Below are 18,398 nucleotides of genomic sequence, written 5' to 3'. Positions count from 1 at the left end.
CAACCGTACGTCGCGGCTCGCGCCGACGGGGTGACGTCAGCGGGCCGGGCCCACCGCGGGGCCCGGCAGAAGCGCCCGCAGCCGGCCCGTCAGCAGCCGGGCGGCGCGCACCGGCGCCAACCTGAAGACGGCGTCCAGGAGGCGAGCGTCGCGCCCCACCAGTACCTGGGGGGCGCCGCGTTCCATGCCGTCGAGGATGATGCGTGCCGCGCGCGAGGCGGGCAGCACGGGTGGCAGCCAACCGCCGCCGCGGGCCCGCAGCCGTTCGCGTTGCTCCTGGTACGAGCCGAGGCCGGAGCCGGCCAGGATGTTGGTGTCGACGTTGCCCGGGATGACCACCGTGACGCTCACGCCGCTACCGTCGAGCTCTGCTCGCAGCGCCTCGCTGAAGCGCCTGATGGCCGCCTTCGAGGCGCCGTAGATGGCTTGACCGGGCACCGGCAGGAAGCAGCCCATGCTCGAGACGTTCACCAGGTGCGCCTCGGGGCGGGCGAGGAGGTGAGGCAGGAAGGCCTTGGTGAGGTGGACCGCGCCGAAGAAGTTGACGGCCATCACCTTGTCGATGACCGCCGGCTCAAGGTCGACGAAGGGCCTCATCGGTTGGATGATGCCGGCGTTGTTGACGAGGCAGTCGACGGCGCCGAACCGCTCGACCACGCGCCTCGCGAAGCCCGCTAGGGCCGGTGTGTCGGTCACGTCGAGCTCGAAGCCCGCGAGCCCCGGCGGGGTGCCGGCCAGCGCGAGCGTCTCGCCGAGCCCTGCCGGGTCTCGGTCCACGGCCGCCACCGCAGCGCCGCGGGCGAGTAGCTGCAGCGTCAGCTCGCGGCCCATGCCGCTGCCGGCGCCGGTCACAACGACGACCTTCCCCCTGACCCTCACGCGGTCACCCAACCGCGCGGTTGCCGGCGGGCCCTGGTGGGGCGAGGGTGGTGGGGGTGCCGTCCTGGTCGGCGCACGGTGGGTTCAGGGCACGAAGGCGGTCACCGCGACGGGTGAGCCCGAGCCGTCCTTCAGGCGCAACACCCCGATCACGAGGGTGGCGCCGGTGGGCGGGAGCTGGTCCAGGTTGGCGAGGTTCTCGAGCACGATGCCGTGGCGGGCGAGCACCTCGGTGTTGGTCGCATACGCCTCGTCGAGGCCGGGGTCGACTCCGTGCGTGTCGATGCCCACGCCGGCCACGCCCCGTTCGGTCAGGAGGAAGAGCGTCGCCTCGCCGCCGAAGCCGGGGAAGTGCATGTTGCCCCCCGCGTCCTCGTTGAAGAAGGCGGCCGGGTCGCTCCACTTGTCCTGCCAGCCCGTCCACATGATGACGACGGCGCCTTGCGGCACGCGCCCGTGCGCCGCCTCCCACGCGGTCACGTCGGCGACGCTCAGCTGGTAGTCGGGGTCGGCCGCTGCCGCGGCGCGGGCGTCGATGACCACGGCCGGCACGACGAGGGAGGCAGGGGAGTAGGAGTCGATGCCTTCCGCGCCGTCATGGAAGCTGTTGGGCGCGTTCATGTGAGTGGCGCTGTGCTCGCCGATCGAGAAGCGCCGCAGGAAGTAGCCGTCGTCGGCGAAGTTCGCGACCGGTTCGAGCTCGACCGGCGGGTCGCCCGGCCAGAGGGGGATGTCGACGCTGATGACGTGGCTGAGGTCGACGACCTTCGAGTAGGTGATGGTCGACTGGGCCACGGCGATGCCTCCCAGCGACAACGCGACGAGTAGCGAGACGGTCCTCATCAAGTGCGTGCCTCCCATCCCGTCGATTCTAGGCGAGAAGGGGGGTGACGGGGCCGGACCTCAGGCCAGCATCATGAAGAGCTTCTCGACCTCGGCCACGGTCAGGCCGCTCGTGGCCTCGGCGCCGGCGGGGTCGGTCACGCAGTCGCGCATGGCGCCGCTGAGGAGCGCCACGCCGGCGCGGTCGAGCGCCTTGGAGGTGGCCGCCAGCTGCGTGACGACGTCACGGCACGGCTTGCCCGCCTCCACGGCCGCGATGACCGCCGCCAACTGGCCGTGGGCGCGCCGCAACCGGTTGAGGACGCGGCGCCGGCCCTCCTCGTCGGGGGTGGTCACAGGGCGGCCTGGTCGGCGGCCTCCGCCTTCTGCGCCTGCGCGGCCACCTCGGCGTGGACCTCGGCCATGTCCAGGTCGCGCACGGCGGCGATGACCTGGTCGAGCTGCGCGCCGTTCAACGCGCCGGGCTGGGCGAACACGAGCACCTTCTCGCGGAACGCCATGAGGGTCGGGATGGAGCGGATCTGGAAGGCGCCGGCCAGCTCCTGCTGCGCCTCCGTGTCGATCTTGCCGAACACCACGTCCTTGTGTGTCTCGGCGGCCTTCTCGAACACCGGGGCGAACATGCGGCAGGGGCCGCACCAGGAGGCCCAGAAGTCGAGGAAGACGATGTCGTTGTCGGTGATGGTGGCGTTGAAGTTCTCGGCGGTGATCTCTTTCGCGAACATGGCATGGAGTATACGCCCAGGGGTATCCGGGGGAGTGTGGTCCGGCCGACCTGCCCGCGCGCGGGCCGTCACTCCACGGCTTCGACGACGCCCCCCACGAGGTCGACGTCCGCCTCGACCATCACGTCCCCCTCCCACATGAAGCGCACGCGCCAGACCCGCTCCGTCAGGGGCTCGGCGCTCGCCGTCCACCCCTCCAGGCCGCGCACCGCTCCGGCCACCCGGGCGTCCGCGAACGCCACCGCCACCGCCTCGGCCTCCCTCACGCCAAGCCACTCGGCCACCGGCACCACGGCGGGGAAGTAGACCTGGACCACCCGCAGCCGCTCGAGCGAGCCCACGAACGGCGTCTCGGGCCGCAGGTAGACGACCACCGAGTCGAGGCCGCGCTCCAGGTGGACGGCCCAGGTGTCGCGCCACGACTCGTAACCCACCCAGGTCCAGTCGTTGTCGTCGACGTCGCCGATGAGCGCCGTCAGCTCGGGGTCGCCGCGCAGCCTTTCGAGGAGCACCGCCTCGACCTCGGCGTAGTAGTCGCCTTCGACCTCGAAGTACGTCTCCCATGCGTAGACGCGGCCGGAGTCAAGCCCGACCTGCGCCCAGCCGAGCTCGGCGCCGCTCGCGGAACCGAAGTCGACCCGGTAGACGTCGTAGCGCCCGCCCGCGCCGTACGCCGTCGCCACCCAACCGGGGTTGCGCGCCAGGCCCGCCGCGAAGGCGGGGTGCCTGGCCGCCACGTCCACGGCGCGCTGCTCGGCCGCGGTCATCCGCTGCGCGGCCGCCCATGGCGCCGCCGCAGCGGCGAACACCAGGAGCGCCGTCAGCCAGGCCGCGCCGCGTCGTGGCATCAGGCGCCCGGCCGCAGGATCCCCCTGTAGGTGGGGCGGTAGCCGGGGAACACCCGGTCGACGGCCGTGCCGTGCATGCGCTGCACCAGGATCTCCGCGAGCACGTCGCGGAAGTCGGTGGTGATGGCCAGGTCGCCGTCGTCGAGCGCGTGAGGCGCCAAGGTGGGCCAGGCGGCGTGCACGCCGCCCCTGACCCCGCCGCCCATCACCCACATGGCGCCGCCGCGCCCGTGGTCGGTGCCGCCGCTGGCGTTCTCCGTGAGCATGCGCCCGAACTCGCTCATGGCCACGACGGTGAGCCGGTCCGAGCGGTCGGCGAGGTCGGCGTGGAAGGCGGCGAGCCCGCCTGCCAGCTCCGCCAGCAGCTCGGCGAACTGGCCCTCGGCGCCACCCTGCTCCTCGTGCGTGTCCCAGCCGCCCAGGTCGACGCATGCCACCTCGAGCCCGACGTCGGCGCGGATCAACTGCGCCACCTGCCGCAGTGAGGCGCCGAACGGCGTGTCCGGGTAGTCGCCGCGCGCCTCGCCCCGGCCCCCGTCGGCGGCGAGGGCGCGCAGGTCGCGCATGGTGGCGAAGAGAGTGTCCGCCTCGCGGCCGAAGGCGGTGCTCGCGTCGGCGGACCGGTAGAGTCCCGCGAGGCTTCGGCTCACGGCGCCGCGGAGCTGCTCGGGGACCTGCAGGTCGAAGCCGTCGAGCGAATCGAGGGCCAGCGTCGGTTCGGGCCCTTGAAGCGCGCTCGGGAGCATGCTGCCCATGGCCACCGCGCGGAAGGGGGAGTCGTTCTGCCACGGCAGCGTCTGCAGGTGACGGGTCAGCCAGCCGGTCTCGGTGACGCGCACGCCGGGGGTGCCGCGCTCCATGTACTCCTGCGCGTCGAAGTGCGAGCGCGACGGGTCGGGCGAGCCGGCGGCGTGCACCACCGCCAGGTGCCCGGCCTGGTAGGCGGGGAGCAGCGGCGCCAGGGCGGGGTGGAAGGCGAAGAAGCCGTCGAGGTCGAGGACCTCGCGTTCCGGCACGGCGGTCTCCCTGCGCCGGTCGTAGAACGCCGCTCCCTCCCCCACGGGGAGCACTGCGCCAAGGCCGTCCATCCCGCCCCGCAGGAACACCACCACGAGGGTGTCGACGTTGCGGGGCGTCTCCGCGAACGCCACGAACGGCAGCGAGGGGAAGAGGGGGCGCGTCAGCAGCAGGCCGCCCGCGCTCACCACCCCCTTCAGGAACGTGCGCCGGCCGATGCCGGCCCGGTCGAGGCGCCGGTACTCGCGGCAGCCGCCGAGATGGTCGTCGTGAGTCAAGGGGCGTTTCTGGCGCGACATCTGTCCTCCACGGCGTGGTCCGGGCACGGGGTCACGTGAGCTGGAAGGCGGGGGACGCGAGGACGAGGCCGACGAGCGCGGGCAGGCGTTCGCGGCGGAACTCCCGGTCGGCGGCGGCGGCCGGGTCGGGCGCGCCCACCCCGGCGAGGAGCGTGCGCCGCGTGGCCGGGTCGATCGGGTCGCCCACGAGGCGTCGCCAGGTGGCGTCCACGGCCTCGCCCACCGTGGCGGTCGCGGGCAAGACGGCGTCCAGGTCGAGGGTGATGCCGCCGTCCGTCCACCCCGCGGCCGCGTGGCCCAGGACGAGGGCGGCGTTCCAGCGCTGCAGCAGCCCGCCGGCGTTGAACCACTGGTCGGCCCGGTCGGGGTAGCCGTTGGGCGGGAACCAGTTGAAGGGGAGCTGGCCCATCCGCTCGAGGGCGTCGCCCACCAGCCACGGCTCGTTCACGCTCACGCCCGGCGTCAACGCCCGCAGCATGGCCACGATCGCCTCCAGCGGGCGGCGGAACTTCGTGCCGCGCGCCGCCCTGAACTCGGGCGACCCGAACAGGGTCCGCAGGACGGCGCGGACGTCGCCACCGGTGGCCCTGAAGGTGGCCGCCACCGCCGCCACGACGCTATCCGGCGGCTCGTCGGCCACGAAGCGGCGGCAGAGCTTCCGGCTCACGAACTCGGCGGTGGCGGGGTGGCCGGCCAGGATGTCGAGCACCTCCAGCCCGTCCTCGATGCCTCGACCGGCCGCGATGCGGTGACCCATGACCACCTTCTCGCCCTCGTCGTGCTCGGCGCGGTCGAACACCATGTCGCCGCGCCAGCCCTCCCGCAGGGTCCAGCCGGTGAAGCAGCGCGCCACCTCCTCCACGTCGCGCTGGGTGTAGCCGCCGTCGACGCCGACGGTGTGAAGCTCGAGCAGCTCGCGCGCGTAGTTCTGGTTCGGGTGGTCGCGCCGGCTGTTGAAGTTGTCGAGGTAGAGCAGCATGGCGGGGCTGCGCGCCGACGCCAGCAACAGGTCGCGGAAGCTGCCCAGCGCGTGGCGCCTGATCACCTCGCGGTCGTCGACGACCTTGGGGCCGACCAGGTCCGGCAGCGGCACGTTGAAGTGGTCGCTCCAGAACTCGACCAGCTTCTCGAACAGCTGCCGTTCGCTGTAGACCGCCCGGTACACGCGGCCCCACAGGACCTGGACGACCACCGCGCCGTAATCGACGTCGAGGGCGCGCTGCACGCCGGCCGCGTCCTCGAGCAGGACCGGGTGCTCCTCCAGGAAGCGCTCGACGAGCGGGTCGGGGATCGCCTCGTGATCGAGTTGCCACTCCAGGTAGCCGGCCGCGCCCAGCTCGCGCACGCGCGCCATGTCGCCCGGCCGCGCGCCCCAGGTGAGGCGGTTCACGAGGTGCAGCTCGCTACTCATCGAGCCGTTCGGTGCGAGGTGCATGCACGAGCATCGCACCGCCGTCGCCGAGGCGCGTGAGAAGAACGCTACAGGCCTTCGCCCCGTGCCGAGCCGGGGTGGCGGACCGGCTTGGCGCCCCTCAGGCCGGCGAGTGTGCCCCGGCGCTCGGAACGGCGGCGGGGCTCGTGCCAGACTCGGGCCTATGACGAAGAGGATCGGCTTCCTGTCGTTCGGGCATTGGACGCCCTCGCCCTACTCGCAGACGCGCACGGCGTCCGACTCGCTCCTGCAGGCCATCGACCTGGCCGTGGCCACGGAGCAGCTCGGCGGGGACGGCGCGTACTTCCGCGTGCACCACTTCGCGCGGCAGTTGGGGTCGCCGTTCCCCCTGCTGGCGGCCATCGGCGCCCGCACGTCGCGCATCGAGATCGGCACGGCCGTGATCGACATGCGCTACGAGAACCCCTACTACATGGTCGAGGACGCCGGCGCCGCCGACCTGATAGCCGGGGGCCGGTTGCAGCTCGGCATCAGCCGCGGCTCGCCGGAGCAGGTGGTCGACGGGTGGCGCTACTTCGGGTACGAACCCGCGGCCGGCGAGGACGAGGCGGCGATGGCGCGGCGCCGCGCCGAGACGCTCCTGGAACTGCTGGGGGGCGAGGGGTTCGCGCGGCCGAACCCGCACCCCATGTTCCCCAACCCGCCGGGGCTACTGCGGCTCGAGCCGCACTCGGAGGGGCTGCGGGAGCGCATCTGGTGGGGGTCGGCCACCAACGGCACGGCGGCGTGGGCGGCGAGGCTGGGGATGAACCTGCAGAGCTCGACCCTGAAGTTCGACGAGTCGGGCAAGCCTTTCCACGAACAGCAGGCGGAGCAGATCGCCGTGTACCGGCGGGCGTGGGCCGAGGCGGGGCACGCCCGCGAGCCGCGGGTGTCGGTGAGCCGCAGCATCTTCGCGCTGGTCGACGACCGCGACCGCGCCTACTTCGGGCGGGGCCAGCAGGACTCGGATCAGCTCGGCTACATCGACGGGCCGTCGCGGGCGATCTTCGGCCGCAGCTACGCCGCCGAGCCCGACGTGCTCGTCGAGGAGCTGGCGCGCGACGAGGCGATCAGGGCGGCCGACACGCTGCTACTCACCGTGCCGAACCAGTTGGGGGTCGATTACTGCGCCCACGCCATCGAGGCGATCCTCACCCACGTGGCGCCGGCGCTGGGGTGGCGCTGATGGTCGCGCCGGCCTCGATCTCGTTGCACTGGCGCATGTGCTTGCGGGCCCAGGCGTCGATGGCGGCGACGACGTCGTCTAGCTCGCGCCCTATCTGCGTGAGCTCGTAGCGTGTCCGGGGCGGCATGGTCGACTCGATGGTCTTGTCGACGATGCCGAGGCGCTCGAGGTGCTCCAGGCGGCTCGCCAGGGTGGTGGTGTTGGCGCCGCCCACGGCGCGGCCGAGCTCGTTGAAGCCGTGCGGGCCCGCGAGGAGGGCGCGCACGATGTGCAGCACCCACTTCTCCTGCAGGAGCTCGATCGAGCTGTGGACTGGGCACCCAGCCTGGCACGACTCGGACACGACGGCATCCTAGCATACTGGGTGCTCCATCTGTTAACGCGCTTGACATTATGGAGCACTCGATGCTATGGTCTGCCTTCGAGAAGGAGCCATCACATGAGCCTCAAGCTTGACAAGAGCCACAGCAACATCGAGTTCGCCGTCCGCCACATGGGCCTCGCCACCGTGCGGGGCAGCTTCGCCGACTTCGACGTCGAGGCCACCGCCGACGCCAACGGCGTCCCCACCTACATCAAGGCCACGATCGACGCGGCCAGCGTCACGACCGGCGCGCAGGGCCGCGACGACCACCTGCGCAGCGCCGACTTCTTCGACGTCGCCAACCACCCCCACATCGTGTTCGAGTCGGCCGCCATCACCCCCAAGGGCGACGGTCACCAGGTCGACGGCATGCTGACCATCCGCGGCGTCACCAAGCCCATCAGCTTCGACGCCGACTTCACCGGCTTCGTCACCGACCCGTGGGGCAACCCGCGCGCCGCCGCCGAGGTCGCCGGTAAGGTCAACCGCACGCACTTCGGCCTGACGTGGAACCAGGTGCTCGAGGCGGGCAGCCTCCTGGTGGGCGAGGACATCAAGTTCAACATCTCGGTTCAGCTCGTCGAGAAGGCCGAGGTCGCCGCGTAGCGTCCCGCTCGGGGGAGGAGCCCCATGAGGAGGTAGGCTGGCGGCATGCTGCGGCTGGAGGGCGTCGACAAGACCTTCCCGGTAGGTCGCTCGAAGGTCACCGCCCTGCGGGGCGTGAGCCTCGCCGTCAAGCCCGGCCTCCTCACCTCGGTGCTGGGCCCCTCGGGTAGCGGCAAGTCGACCGTCCTCAGGGTCATGGCCGGGTTCGAGCGACCGGAGCGCGGCCGGGTGACGCTCTCCGGCCGCGAACTGGTCGGGCCGGGCGTGTTCGTGCGCCCGGAGCTCCGCGGCATCGGCATCGTGCCGCAAGACGGTGCCCTGTTCCCCCACCTCGACGTGGCCGACAACGTCGCCTTCGGGCTCGCCCGGACCACGCGCCAGCGGCTGTCGCGAAGCGCCGGCCGGGCGCGCGCCGAGCGCGTCGAGGAGCTCTTGCGCCTCGTGGGCCTCGAGGGCTTCCAGCGCCGCCGCGTCGATCAGCTCTCGGGCGGCCAGCAGCAGCGGGTGGCGCTCGCCCGCGCGCTCGCCCCCAACCCCGGCGTCATCCTGCTCGACGAGCCGTTCTCCGCCATCGACGCCGCCCTGCGCGCCGAGCTCGGCATTGAGGTCAGGGGCCTGCTGCGCGGCCTGGGCGTGACGGCCGTGCTCGTCACGCACGACCAGGAGGAGGCGTTGTCGCTGGCCGACGAGGTCGTGGTCATGCGCGACGGCGAGGTCGTGCAGGTGGGAGCGCCGCAGGAGGTCTACCGGAGCCCCGTCGACGCGGCCACGGCGCGCTTCGTTGGCGACGCCGTCGTGCTCGAGGGCACCGTCGTCTTCTGCAGTCAGCACGAGGCGTGCGTGGATTGCGTCTTGGGGCGGCTGATGGGGCAGCATTCGGCGGCGCCGCGGGCGGGCGCGGCGGACGCGCTCGGGGCGGCCGCGGCCGGCGCCCCGGACGGGACCTTCGAGCCCGCGGGCCCGCCCGCCGCCTTCGTGGCGGGCGGGGCGTGCCACGTGGTGATCCGCCCCGAGAGCCTCCGCATGGGCGGTAGCGGCGTGCCGGCGGTGGTCGTGGCCACCGAGTACTTCGGTCACAACGCCATGACGACCCTTCGGCTTGGCGCCCGCGGCGACGGTCCCCTCGTGCGCGTGCGCACTAGCGAGCTGACGAGTCTCCCGGCCCAGGGCGAGACCGTCGGCCTGCGGGTGGCCGACCCCGTGTTCGTCGTGCCCTCCTGATCGAGCCGGCGCTGCGGCGGGCGTGGCGGGCGGCAACGTGAACCGCCGCCGCAATCTTGACCGATTCACTCGGGATAGGGTAAGACGGTGCGCGAACGGGTGAGCCGGAGCCGGCAACGCCCAGCCCCCCGGGAAGGGATCCCCATGTTCAACCTGAACCAGCCGCCGCTGGCCGTCCGCCGCGCCGTCAGGGCCGCGGCCGCGGTCGCGCTGACCTGCCTCGCGCTCGGCCCCGCGTTCGCCGAAGGCCCCCTCACCATCTATAGCGGCCAACACGAGGCGCTGGCGCAGAGCCTCGCGGATGCCTTCACCGCCGAGACCGGCATCGCCGTCACCTTGCGCGTCGGCAAGGACGCCGAGATAGCCAACCAGCTCATCGAGGAGGGCGCGGGCACCCCCGCCGACGTGGTCATCAGCGAGGAGCCGGGACCCGTCGCCATGCTGGACGGCAGGGGCCTGCTGGCGCCGGTCGACGCGGCGACCCTCGCCCAGGTGGACCAGCGCCTCGTGCCCGGCAGCGGCAACTGGCTGCCCTACGCGGCCCGCTCCCGCGTCATCTTCTACAACCCGACCCTCATAGACGTGACCGAGCTTCCCCACAGCATCCTCGACCTGGCGCGGCCCGAGTGGAAGGGCAGGTTCGCCTACGCCCCGTCGGGTGCGTTCGCCTCCACCGTCAGCTACCTGATAAGCGACATCGGGCCGGACGCCACCCTCGAGTGGCTCAAGGGCATCAAGGCCAACGGCGTCAACGAGGGCAAGAACGGCAAGGTCCGCGACACCGTCGAGGCCGGCCAGCACCCCTTCGGCCTGAGCAACCACTACTACTGGTGGATCCTCGCCAACACCCGCGGCGGGCCCGACGAGCTCACGAGCAGGATCTACTACTTCGACCACCCCGACGCGGGCGGCCTCCTCCTCCCCTCCGGCGCCGCCGTGCTGAAGGCCAGCGACGACCAGGCCACCGGCCAGCGCTTCCTCGCCTGGCTCGGCTCCCCAACTGGCGGCCAACGCGTGGTCGCCGACTACGTCGCCGCGCCGCAGTTCCCGGTGGCGCCCGGCGTCGACAGCGTCGCCGACCTCCCCAAGGTGTCCGAGCTCACGTTCCCCACGGTCGACCCGGACGTCTTCATCGACCTGTCGGCCGCCATGGACCTGATCCTCGAGGCCGGCATCTACTGACGACCGTGGCCGACGAAGCCGCGGCGGCCCCGCGCGCCGGCCGCCGCGGCCTGACCGGAGCCGGCCGGAGGGCGCATCCGCTCGTCGTGATGGCCGCCCTGGCGGTGGCCGCCGCGTCGCTGGCGCCGGCCGCCTACCTCGTGCTGCGCGAGGGTTTCAGCCTGCCGCTGCTGGCGAAGGCGCTGAGCACCCCCGCGACGCCCGAGCTCCTCGCCCGCACGGCCGTCCTGCTCCTGACCGTCGGGGCCGTCACGCTGGTGCTCGGCGTCGGTCTCGCCGTCCTCGTCACCCGCACCGACCTGCCGCTCCCGCGGCTCTGGGTCGTGCTCTTCACCATGCCCCTCGCCGTGCCCGGTTACGTCAGCGCCTACACCTGGGTAGCGGCCAGCTTCAGGTACCTGCCCAAGTCCACCGCCATCTTCGGGCTGGGCGGCGCCACGCTCGTGCTGTCGCTTGGCCTGTTCCCTTACGTGTTCCTGCCGGCGGTCGCCGCCCTCAAGGGGCTCGACGCCGCGCACGAGGAGGTCGCCCGCTCCCTCGGGCTGTCGGCCTGGCGCACCTGGTGGACGGTGACCCTGCCGCAGCTGCGGGTGGCCGTCTCCGCCGGCATGCTCATCGTCTTGCTGCACGTGCTGGCAGAGTTCGGCGCCCTCGAGATGCTGAGCTACCCGACCCTGACCACGGCCGTCATGCAGCGCGTGCAGGTCCTCGGCTCGCCCGAGTCGGGCCGGGCCCTCGCCGTGGTGCTCGTGGGGGTGGCGGCGCTCCTACTGCTCCTGGAGCGGCTCGCCCGCGGCAGGGCAACGCCGCCGCGGGTGGGGCGCGGGGTCGTGAGGGACTCGGCGCGCATCCCGCTCGGCCGCGCCCGCGCCGCCTGGACGGTGGCGTGCGTCGCCGTCGCCGCGCCGGCGCTCGGCGTGCCGCTCTACGTCGCCGCCGTCGGCCTCATCGACGCGCTCGGTGGGGGGCGGGTTGCCGGCGCGGCGACGGCCATCGACTGGGCGCGGCTCGGTCCGGCCGCGCTCGCCACCCTGGCGTTCGCGCTCCTGGCCGGGCTCGTGGCCACGCTGGCGGCGCTCCCGGTCAGCTGGCTGCACGCCCGCCACCCCGGGCGCCTGGCGAGCCTGGTGGAGCGCTCGGTGTGGCTGGCCCACTCGCTGCCCGGCATAATCCTCGCCCTGGCGCTCGTCTACATAGGCGTCCGGTGGTTCCGGCCCCTCTACCAGACGCCGGCGATGCTCGTGGCGGCCTACGTCATCCTCTTCCTGCCGCTCGCCGTCGCCTCGCAGCACGTCGGCCTGCGCGCCGCCGGCAGGCACCTCGACGAGGCGGCGCACTCGCTCGGCTACGGACGCCTCCGGACGCTCGCCCGCGTCACGCTGCCGCTGGCGATGCCGGGCGTGGCAACGGGCGCGCTGCTCGTGCTGCTCGACTCGGCCAAGGAGCTCACCACCACGCTGCTCCTCGTGCCCACCGGCATGAGCACTCTGTCGACCGCGCTCTGGGCCACCACGAACGGCGAGGTGCTCGACTTCACCGCCGCCGCGCCCTACGGCACGGCGCTCATCCTGCTGGGGGTGGTGCCGGCCTACCTGTTGGCGCGGCGCACCTTGCGGCTCGTCGGCTAGGCGCGCCTCCGCCTCACCACACCCAGCAGGCAGCGCCCCGCGCCAGCGTCACCGTCACCGCGTCGCCCGCCTCCCAGGCCGGGGGAGCGGCGTCGCCCGCGCCCAGCGGCAGGTCGACCAACCACGGCTCCCGCGCGCCCTCCACCCGCAGCCAGTAGCGCTCGAAGGAGCCGAAGAAGCCGCGCGCCACCACCTCCGCCGGCGCCCACCAGGCGCCCGGCGCGTCGCCGCCGACTGCGGCGCCCGCGCCCCCTAGGCGCACGTGCTCGGGCCTCACCATGGCCAGCCCGGCGGCGCCAGGCGCAGGGCGCCGCTCGTCGGGCAGCCGCACGCTCACGGCGCGACCCGCCGCCGTCGCCTCCATGTGAGCGCCCGCGCGCGCGGCGGTCACGCGCACGTCAAGCAGGTTGGCGTGCCCAACGAACTCCGCCACGAAGCGGTTGAGGGGTCGCCGGTAGATGGTCTCGGGCGCGCCGACCTGCTGCACGCGGCCGTGATCCATCACCACCACCCGGTCGGAGAGCGACAACGCCTCCTCCTGGTCGTGGGTGACGTAGAGGGTGGTGATGCCCAGTTGGCGCTGCAACGCCTTCAGCTCGGCGCGCAGCCGCACCCGCAGCTTGGCGTCCAAGTTCGAGAGCGGCTCGTCCATGAGCAGCACCTCCGGCTCGAGTACCAACGCCCGCCCGAGCGCGACGCGCTGCTGCTGCCCGCCCGACAGCTCGTGCGGGTAGCGGGCCGCCAGGCCGGCGAGGTCGAGGAGCGCGAGGGCGCGCGCCACGCGCCGCTCCCGCTCGCCCCGTTCGAAGCGGTGCATGCGCAGGCCGTACTCGACGTTGGCGCGCACGCTCATGTGGGGGAAGAGGGCGTAGTCCTGGAACACCATGCCCACGCCGCGCAGGTTGGGCGGTCGCCCGACCTGGTCGACGCCGCCAAGGCGCACGCTGCCGGCGTCCGCTTCCACGAAGCCGCCCACCATGCGCAGGACCGTCGTCTTGCCGCAACCGCTCGGGCCCAGGAGGGTGGTGAAGCTGCCGCGCGGGACGCTGAGCGAGAAGTCGACGACCGCGGCGGTCTTCCCGAACGACTTGGCGAGCCCCGCCAGCTCGAGGTGCGGCGGCGCGTCAGCCCCCGGCACGGCTGAACTCCTGCGCCCTAAGCGAGCGACCGGCGAGCGACCAGAGGAGGGCGAGCGACGCCATGGTGACCAGTATGAGGGCGGCGGCCAGCGCGGCGGCGCGCCCCCACCGACCCTGGTCGGCCAGGTTGAGGATGCTCACCGACGCCAGGGGCGTGTCGAACGACACGAGGAAGATGACGGTGCTTAGCGTCCCCACCGACTGCACGAAGCAGAACACGAAGGTGGCGAGGAGCGCCTGGCGCGAGAGCGGCGCGACGATCGTGAGGAGGGTGCGCAGCTTGGAAGCGCCGAGGTTGGCGGCGCTCTCGTCGAGGCTGGGGCGCAACTGGTCGATGGCAGCGGCGCAGATGCGGTAACCGACGGGGAGGTAGGAGACGGCCATGCCGATGACGATGATCACGGCCGTGCCCGTCAGCTTGACGGGCGGCTGGTTGAAGGCGAGCACGAACGCGACCCCCATGAGGGTGCCGGGTACCGCCGCCGGCAGGAGGGTCGCGAGGTCGAGACCGCGCCTGAACGGCACCCCGGCGCGCTGCACCAGGTAGGCGGCCAACATCGACACCGCCGTGCAGACCACGGCGGCGGTCGCCGCGAACGCCAGGCTGTTGCCGAGGCCCGCCGCGTGACCTAGCACGTAGCGGACGTGCTCGAGGGTCAGGCCGAAGTCGACGCCCCAGAGGTTGGTGAGGGCGCCGAGCAGCACCACGGCCTGGCTGGCGCCCACGAACAGCGTCACGGCCAGGCAGAGCGCGAAGAGCGCCCAGCGCAGCGCCGGTGCCACCGCCACGGGCGGCAGCGAGGAGCTGCGACCTCCCACGGTGGCGTAACGCTGGCGCGTCCTGGCCTGGACCCACTGCTGCGCGCCGAACAGCACCACGGCGGGCACGAGGAGCAGGAGCCCGAGCGCGGCGCTGGTGCCGAAGCTGGCCCAGCCGGTGAGCTGCGTGTAGACGGCCGTGGCGAGCACCTGGAAGCGGCCGCCGACCAGCATGGGGTTACCGAAGTCGCCCAGCACGCCGATGGAGATGAACAGCGCCGCCGCCAGCAGGGCCGGCGTGACGAGCGGCAGGGTCACCGTTCGCAGCACCGCGCGCCGACCGGCGCCCAGGCCGCGCGCCGCCTGCTCGAGCGTCGGGTCAACGGCCGTGAAGGCTCCGCGCAGCACAAGGTAGGCGACGGGGAAGAACGAGAGCGTCTGCGCCAACCACAGGCCGTGGAGCCCGTAGATGCTCGTCTCGAGGCCGAGCAGCTGGTAGGTGAGGAGGCCGCGCCGGCCGAGCAGGAGGATGAACGACAGCCCCGCCACGAACGGCGGGGTGATGAGCAGGAACAAGGGCACCAGGGCGAAGAGGCGTGCGCCGGGCACGCGGGCGCGGGTGACGGCGTAGGCGTAGGCCGTGCCGAGCGCCAGCGACGACGCCGTCGAGAGCACGAGCGTGATCAGCGTGTTGAGGGCCGCGCGCTGCCAGCGCGGCGTCGTGAGCACCTGGCGCCAGTCGGCCAGCGTCGGTTCGAGGGCCACCCGCACGAGCGGCGCCACCACGAACGCCAGCAGGAAGAGCGAAGCCAGCCCGTAGGCGAGCAGCAACCCCCGGTCGTAACGCCACAGCCGGCCGAACGAGCGCAGGCCGGCCGTCAATCGACCACCTGTTGCCAGCGCAGCAGCACCTCGTCGCGCTGCTCGCCCGCCAGCTCGGCGTCGTAGTCGATGAAGTCGTAGTGGAACGACGCCGTGGCGCCCTCGGGAACGGCGGCGTCGGGGTTGAGGGGCGTGGTGAACGACTGCGCCGCGAACGCCTCCTCGGCCTTGGCGGAGAGCACGAAGTCAACGAAGCGCCGCGCGTTGTCGGGGTTGGGTCCGCCGGCGACGATCGACACGGCGCCCACCTCGCCGGCGGTGGCCGGCGGCACGATGGTGGTGATGGGGAACCCCTCGTGGCGGTAACGCACGAGCGCGTGCACGTACGCCACGCCGATGGCGTACTCGCCGGTGCCGACGAGCTGCGGCGGCGCCCCGCCCGAGGCGGGGAACTGCCCGACGAGCGGGGCGAGCTTCTCGAGGTACGCCCAACCGGCGTCCCAACCCAGCCGCTGGAGCTGCGCCTGCACGAACAGGTAGGCGGTGGAGGAGGAGACGGGGTCGGTCATGACGATCTCCCCCTTGAACGCCGGGTCGAGCAGGTCGTCCCAGGTGGCCGGCAGCGCGTGGCCCGGGAAGAGCTCGTGGAAGCGGTCGACGTTCACGCCGATGCCGAGCGCCGTGAGGTAGAAGCCGGTCCAGTACCCCTCGGGGCTCACCGCGTACGCCGGCAGCGCGGCCGCGGCCGCGGGTCGGTAGACGGCCAGGGCGCCCGTCTCGGCGATGGCGATGTGCTGAGCGCTGGGACCGCCCAGCAGGACGTCGGCCTGCGGCGCGCCGGCCTCGGCGATGACGCGGCTCACGAGCTCACCCGTGGAGGCGCGCAGGTAACTGACCTTGATGCCCGTCTCGGCCGTGAACATGTCGGCGAGGAGGCGGGTGTCGTCGTCGTTGATGACCGCGTAGACGCGCACCTCGCCCTGCGCCGCGGCGCGACCCGGCAGGAGCAACCCGAGGAGCGCGAGGCCGACGAGGCCTGCGCGGAAGCGGGCCGCACGGGAACGGTTGAGTGGCTGACGCATCAGGCGATCTCCTTGACGAGGCTCCCGCGCGCTGCCGGTGAGCCCAACAGCAGTCTAGGCCCCGCGAGGCAGCGCGGGGTCGACGGGGGCACGGGGCGGGTGCGCCAGGGGCGGGCTCAGGGCGCGGCGGCGGCGTCGAGCCTGTGGGGTACCTCCGCACCGAACGCGCTCAGGTCCTCGAGCCTGGTCCTCAGCACCTCGAGCACCAACCGGGGCTCTATCGTCGCGTAGTCGTGCACGAGGAGGTTCCTGAACCCCGCCATCCCCTGAAGCCGTTCCCTGGAGTCCCGACCTATCCAGCCGTTGTCGGCCAGCACGTCGACGACTTCCCGGGCGAAACGAGGTTCGCGGTAGCCCTCGCTGGAGATCACGTGAAAGCCGACGTAGTGGCAGGCCTCGATGGCGAGATGCAGGGTGCGCTCCACGAAGCGCTGCAGCACGATGTTGCCGGCGTACTCCGCCTCGCTAGTCTCGCGCACGCCCTGCAAGTCGTCTATGTAGCTCGCGAGCAGCTTCAAGCGTTCCCGGACGAGTGCTTCCTGCACCACGACGGCCCCCTCCTTCCCTGAGCCTGCGCACGCTCTGCTCGTCGTGACGGCGGCGGTAGGGGAGCAGGTCGAAGTAGTCGCGCCTCACTCCCTGCTCGAACGCGATGCGAGCGGGCGACGTCCCCCCTTGAGTAGGACGCCGTCGGTCATTACCTGATGGTTGAGGTGGGGGGCGCGGCGCGGAGGTCGACCACGTCGACGGCTACCTCCAACGCGGCTTCGAGTAGCCTCGCGATCTCGACGCGGCGGAACAGGCGTTCCACCGTGGGAGGCGTGTCGGTGAACAGCACGCCGACGTCCACGTCGCTACCAACACCCTGCGCTTGTCCACGAGCGGTGGAGCTGAACAGGTAAGCGGCCACGACGTCGCTTTCGCCGGCGAGTTCGCTCGCGAGCCTGGTTATCAGGGTTCCTCGGTCCACCGGTTGCAAGACCCTTCTGGTCTCCTGCGTGGCTGACAGCCTCACCACCGCAGCACGCACGGGCCGACGGCGGGCCGGACACGCTCGCCTGAGCGGCCCCCGCCTGAGCGACCCCCGCCCCGCGCCCTCGGCTTACCCTAGGGACATCACCAACGACGGTCGCCCCAGGGCGACCCCCAAGGGAGTAGCCACAAGATGAACACCCTCGAGGAGATGCGGGCCGCCGGTCACGAGCAGGTGACCTACTTCTTCGACGAGGCGACCGGCCTCAGGGCCATCGTCGCCATCCACAGCACGCGCCTTGGTCCGGCGCTGGGCGGTTGTCGCGTCTGGCCGTACGAGAGCGAGGAGGCGGCGCTCTACGACGTGCTGCGGCTCAGCAAGGGCATGACCTACAAGAACGCCGCCATGGGGCTGGCGTTGGGCGGCGGCAAGGCCGTCATCATCGCCGACTCGCGCACCCAGAAGACGCCCGCGCTGTTCGAGGCGTTCGGTCGCGCGGTGGAGCGCCTGGGTGGGCGCTACATCACCGCGGAAGACGTGGGCACCGAACCCGATGACATGGTGGCCGTTAGCCGCGTCACGAAGCACGTGGCCGGCCTGCCCGCCACGAGCGGCGACCCCTCGCCGGCCACGGCCTTCGGCGTCTACAGCGGCATGCGGGCCGCGCTGAGGCACGCCTTCGGGAGCGACGACCTGACGGGCAAGCGGGTAGCCGTGCAGGGCCTCGGCGCCGTGGGCATGAGCCTCTGCGAGCGCCTGCACGAGGCCGGCGCCAAGCTCGTCGTGACCGACATCGCCCAGGCGCGCCTCGACAAGGCGGTCGCGGACTTCGGGGCGACGGCCGTCGGGAGCGACGAGATCTACGGCGTGGATTGCGACGTGTTCGCCCCCTGCGCCCTAGGCGCCGTCGTGAACGACGCCACCCTGCCGCGCCTCAAGGCTCGCGTCATCGCGGGCTCGGCCAACAACCAGTTGGCCGAACCGCGCCACGCCGACGCCCTCAGGGAGCGCGGCATCGTCTACGCGCCCGACTTCATCATCAACGGTGGCGGCGTCATCAACGTGGCGGCCGAGCTCGAGCCGGGCGGTTACGACAGGGAGCGGGCCTACGCCCGCGTGGCCGGTATTGGCGAGAAGGTGGCGGCCGCGCTGCGTCTCGCGGACGAGCGCGGCATCTCGGCCGACGCCGCCGCGGTGCTCATGGCCGAGGAGCGGCTGAAGACCGCGCAGGGCGCCTGAGGGCTCCGGCCGGCGGGTGAAACGCGCGGCGCGGTCCGGTGCTGCGGACCGCGCCGCGCGACTCGTGGCCGGGGGTCGTGGCCGGGGGTCGTGGCCGGGGGTCGTGACCGGGCCGCCACGCGGCGGCCCGACCGTCACTCCTCCGCGCCGA

At 72.6% G+C, this 18,398-nt stretch carries 19 protein-coding genes; 6 read left to right on the top strand and 13 right to left on the bottom strand.

Annotation, left to right across the window (positions count from 1 at the left end):
* Positions 1-36 precede the first annotated feature (36 nt).
* The 7 genes from H3C53_10280 to H3C53_10250 form a co-directional block, all read right to left on the bottom strand.
* Positions 37-879 (bottom strand): SDR family NAD(P)-dependent oxidoreductase, encoded by an 843-nt coding sequence (locus H3C53_10280; protein MBW7917053.1) that lies wholly within the window; start codon positions 877-879, stop codon positions 37-39.
* Positions 880-963: 84 nt separating this feature from the next.
* Positions 964-1,722: a cyclase family protein gene (locus tag H3C53_10275; protein MBW7917052.1), complete on the bottom strand. Its 759-nt coding sequence runs from the start codon at positions 1,720-1,722 to the stop codon at positions 964-966.
* Between the two features lie 60 nt (positions 1,723-1,782).
* Positions 1,783-2,058: a metal-sensitive transcriptional regulator gene (locus H3C53_10270; GenBank protein MBW7917051.1), complete on the bottom strand. Its 276-nt coding sequence runs from the start codon at positions 2,056-2,058 to the stop codon at positions 1,783-1,785.
* Positions 2,055-2,447: a thioredoxin gene (gene trxA / locus H3C53_10265; GenBank protein MBW7917050.1), complete on the bottom strand. Its 393-nt coding sequence runs from the start codon at positions 2,445-2,447 to the stop codon at positions 2,055-2,057. The genes H3C53_10270 and trxA overlap by 4 nt, the downstream gene beginning before the upstream one ends.
* Before the next feature lie 68 nt (positions 2,448-2,515).
* Positions 2,516-3,295, bottom strand: a complete 780-nt coding sequence (locus H3C53_10260; GenBank protein MBW7917049.1) for a hypothetical protein — start codon at positions 3,293-3,295, stop codon at positions 2,516-2,518.
* On the bottom strand, positions 3,295-4,611 hold the full coding sequence (locus tag H3C53_10255; GenBank protein ID MBW7917048.1) for a DUF1501 domain-containing protein: 1,317 nt from the start codon (positions 4,609-4,611) through the stop codon (positions 3,295-3,297). The genes H3C53_10260 and H3C53_10255 overlap by 1 nt, the downstream gene beginning before the upstream one ends.
* A gap of 31 nt (positions 4,612-4,642) precedes the next feature.
* Entirely contained in the window at positions 4,643-6,046 is a 1,404-nt protein-coding gene (locus H3C53_10250; GenBank protein ID MBW7917047.1) for a DUF1800 domain-containing protein, read from the bottom strand.
* Positions 6,047-6,206: 160 nt separating this feature from the next.
* Between H3C53_10250 and H3C53_10245 the strand changes: the two genes are divergently transcribed.
* Positions 6,207-7,232 carry an LLM class flavin-dependent oxidoreductase gene (locus H3C53_10245; protein ID MBW7917046.1) on the top strand — a complete coding sequence of 342 codons (1,026 nt, stop codon included), beginning with the start codon at positions 6,207-6,209 and terminating at the stop codon, positions 7,230-7,232.
* Here H3C53_10245 and H3C53_10240 read toward each other — a convergent pair.
* The gene (locus tag H3C53_10240; protein MBW7917045.1) at positions 7,198-7,575 is read right to left on the bottom strand and encodes a helix-turn-helix transcriptional regulator; all 378 of its coding nucleotides are present in this window, start codon (positions 7,573-7,575) and stop codon (positions 7,198-7,200) included. The two genes, H3C53_10245 and H3C53_10240, sit on opposite strands and share 35 nt — an antisense overlap.
* A 96-nt stretch (positions 7,576-7,671) precedes the next feature.
* On the opposite strand from H3C53_10240, the gene H3C53_10235 reads away from it, so the two are divergent.
* The 4 genes from H3C53_10235 (at position 7,672) to H3C53_10220 (ending at position 12,233) form a co-directional block, all read left to right on the top strand.
* The gene (locus H3C53_10235) at positions 7,672-8,202 is read left to right on the top strand and encodes a polyisoprenoid-binding protein (protein ID MBW7917044.1); all 531 of its coding nucleotides are present in this window, start codon (positions 7,672-7,674) and stop codon (positions 8,200-8,202) included.
* Between the two features lie 45 nt (positions 8,203-8,247).
* Positions 8,248-9,423, top strand: a complete 1,176-nt coding sequence (locus H3C53_10230; GenBank protein MBW7917043.1) for an ABC transporter ATP-binding protein — start codon at positions 8,248-8,250, stop codon at positions 9,421-9,423.
* Between the two features lie 144 nt (positions 9,424-9,567).
* Positions 9,568-10,605: an extracellular solute-binding protein gene (locus tag H3C53_10225; GenBank protein ID MBW7917042.1), complete on the top strand. Its 1,038-nt coding sequence runs from the start codon at positions 9,568-9,570 to the stop codon at positions 10,603-10,605.
* Positions 10,606-10,610: 5 nt separating this feature from the next.
* A complete protein-coding gene (locus H3C53_10220) occupies positions 10,611-12,233 on the top strand; it encodes an iron ABC transporter permease (GenBank protein ID MBW7917041.1) in 1,623 nt (540 codons plus the stop codon).
* Between the two features lie 13 nt (positions 12,234-12,246).
* Here the strand turns inward: H3C53_10220 and H3C53_10215 are convergent, their stop codons facing one another.
* The 5 genes from H3C53_10215 to H3C53_10195 form a co-directional block, all read right to left on the bottom strand.
* Positions 12,247-13,371: an ABC transporter ATP-binding protein gene (locus tag H3C53_10215; protein ID MBW7917040.1), complete on the bottom strand. Its 1,125-nt coding sequence runs from the start codon at positions 13,369-13,371 to the stop codon at positions 12,247-12,249.
* Positions 13,358-15,013 carry an iron ABC transporter permease gene (locus H3C53_10210; protein ID MBW7917039.1) on the bottom strand — a complete coding sequence of 552 codons (1,656 nt, stop codon included), beginning with the start codon at positions 15,011-15,013 and terminating at the stop codon, positions 13,358-13,360. The genes H3C53_10215 and H3C53_10210 overlap by 14 nt, the downstream gene beginning before the upstream one ends.
* Positions 15,010-16,035 carry an ABC transporter substrate-binding protein gene (locus H3C53_10205; GenBank protein MBW7917038.1) on the bottom strand — a complete coding sequence of 342 codons (1,026 nt, stop codon included), beginning with the start codon at positions 16,033-16,035 and terminating at the stop codon, positions 15,010-15,012. The genes H3C53_10210 and H3C53_10205 overlap by 4 nt, the downstream gene beginning before the upstream one ends.
* Before the next feature lie 116 nt (positions 16,036-16,151).
* Positions 16,152-16,583, bottom strand: coding sequence for a DUF86 domain-containing protein (locus H3C53_10200; GenBank protein MBW7917037.1), 432 nt, complete (start codon positions 16,581-16,583; stop codon positions 16,152-16,154).
* Positions 16,584-16,732: 149 nt separating this feature from the next.
* Complete coding sequence (locus H3C53_10195; GenBank protein ID MBW7917036.1) at positions 16,733-17,005, bottom strand: nucleotidyltransferase domain-containing protein; 273 nt, start codon at positions 17,003-17,005, stop codon at positions 16,733-16,735.
* 195 nt (positions 17,006-17,200) lie between these two features.
* Between H3C53_10195 and H3C53_10190 the strand changes: the two genes are divergently transcribed.
* Entirely contained in the window at positions 17,201-18,247 is a 1,047-nt protein-coding gene (locus H3C53_10190) for a Glu/Leu/Phe/Val dehydrogenase (protein MBW7917035.1), read from the top strand.
* Positions 18,248-18,398 lie beyond the last annotated feature (151 nt).

Source organism: Trueperaceae bacterium (genome assembly GCA_019454765.1).
In the GTDB taxonomy this organism is placed as follows: Bacteria; Deinococcota; Deinococci; order Deinococcales; family Trueperaceae; genus JAAYYF01.
The sequence above is the reverse complement of the archived record's forward strand: the minus strand, read 5'-3'. Positions and strand labels throughout refer to the sequence as shown.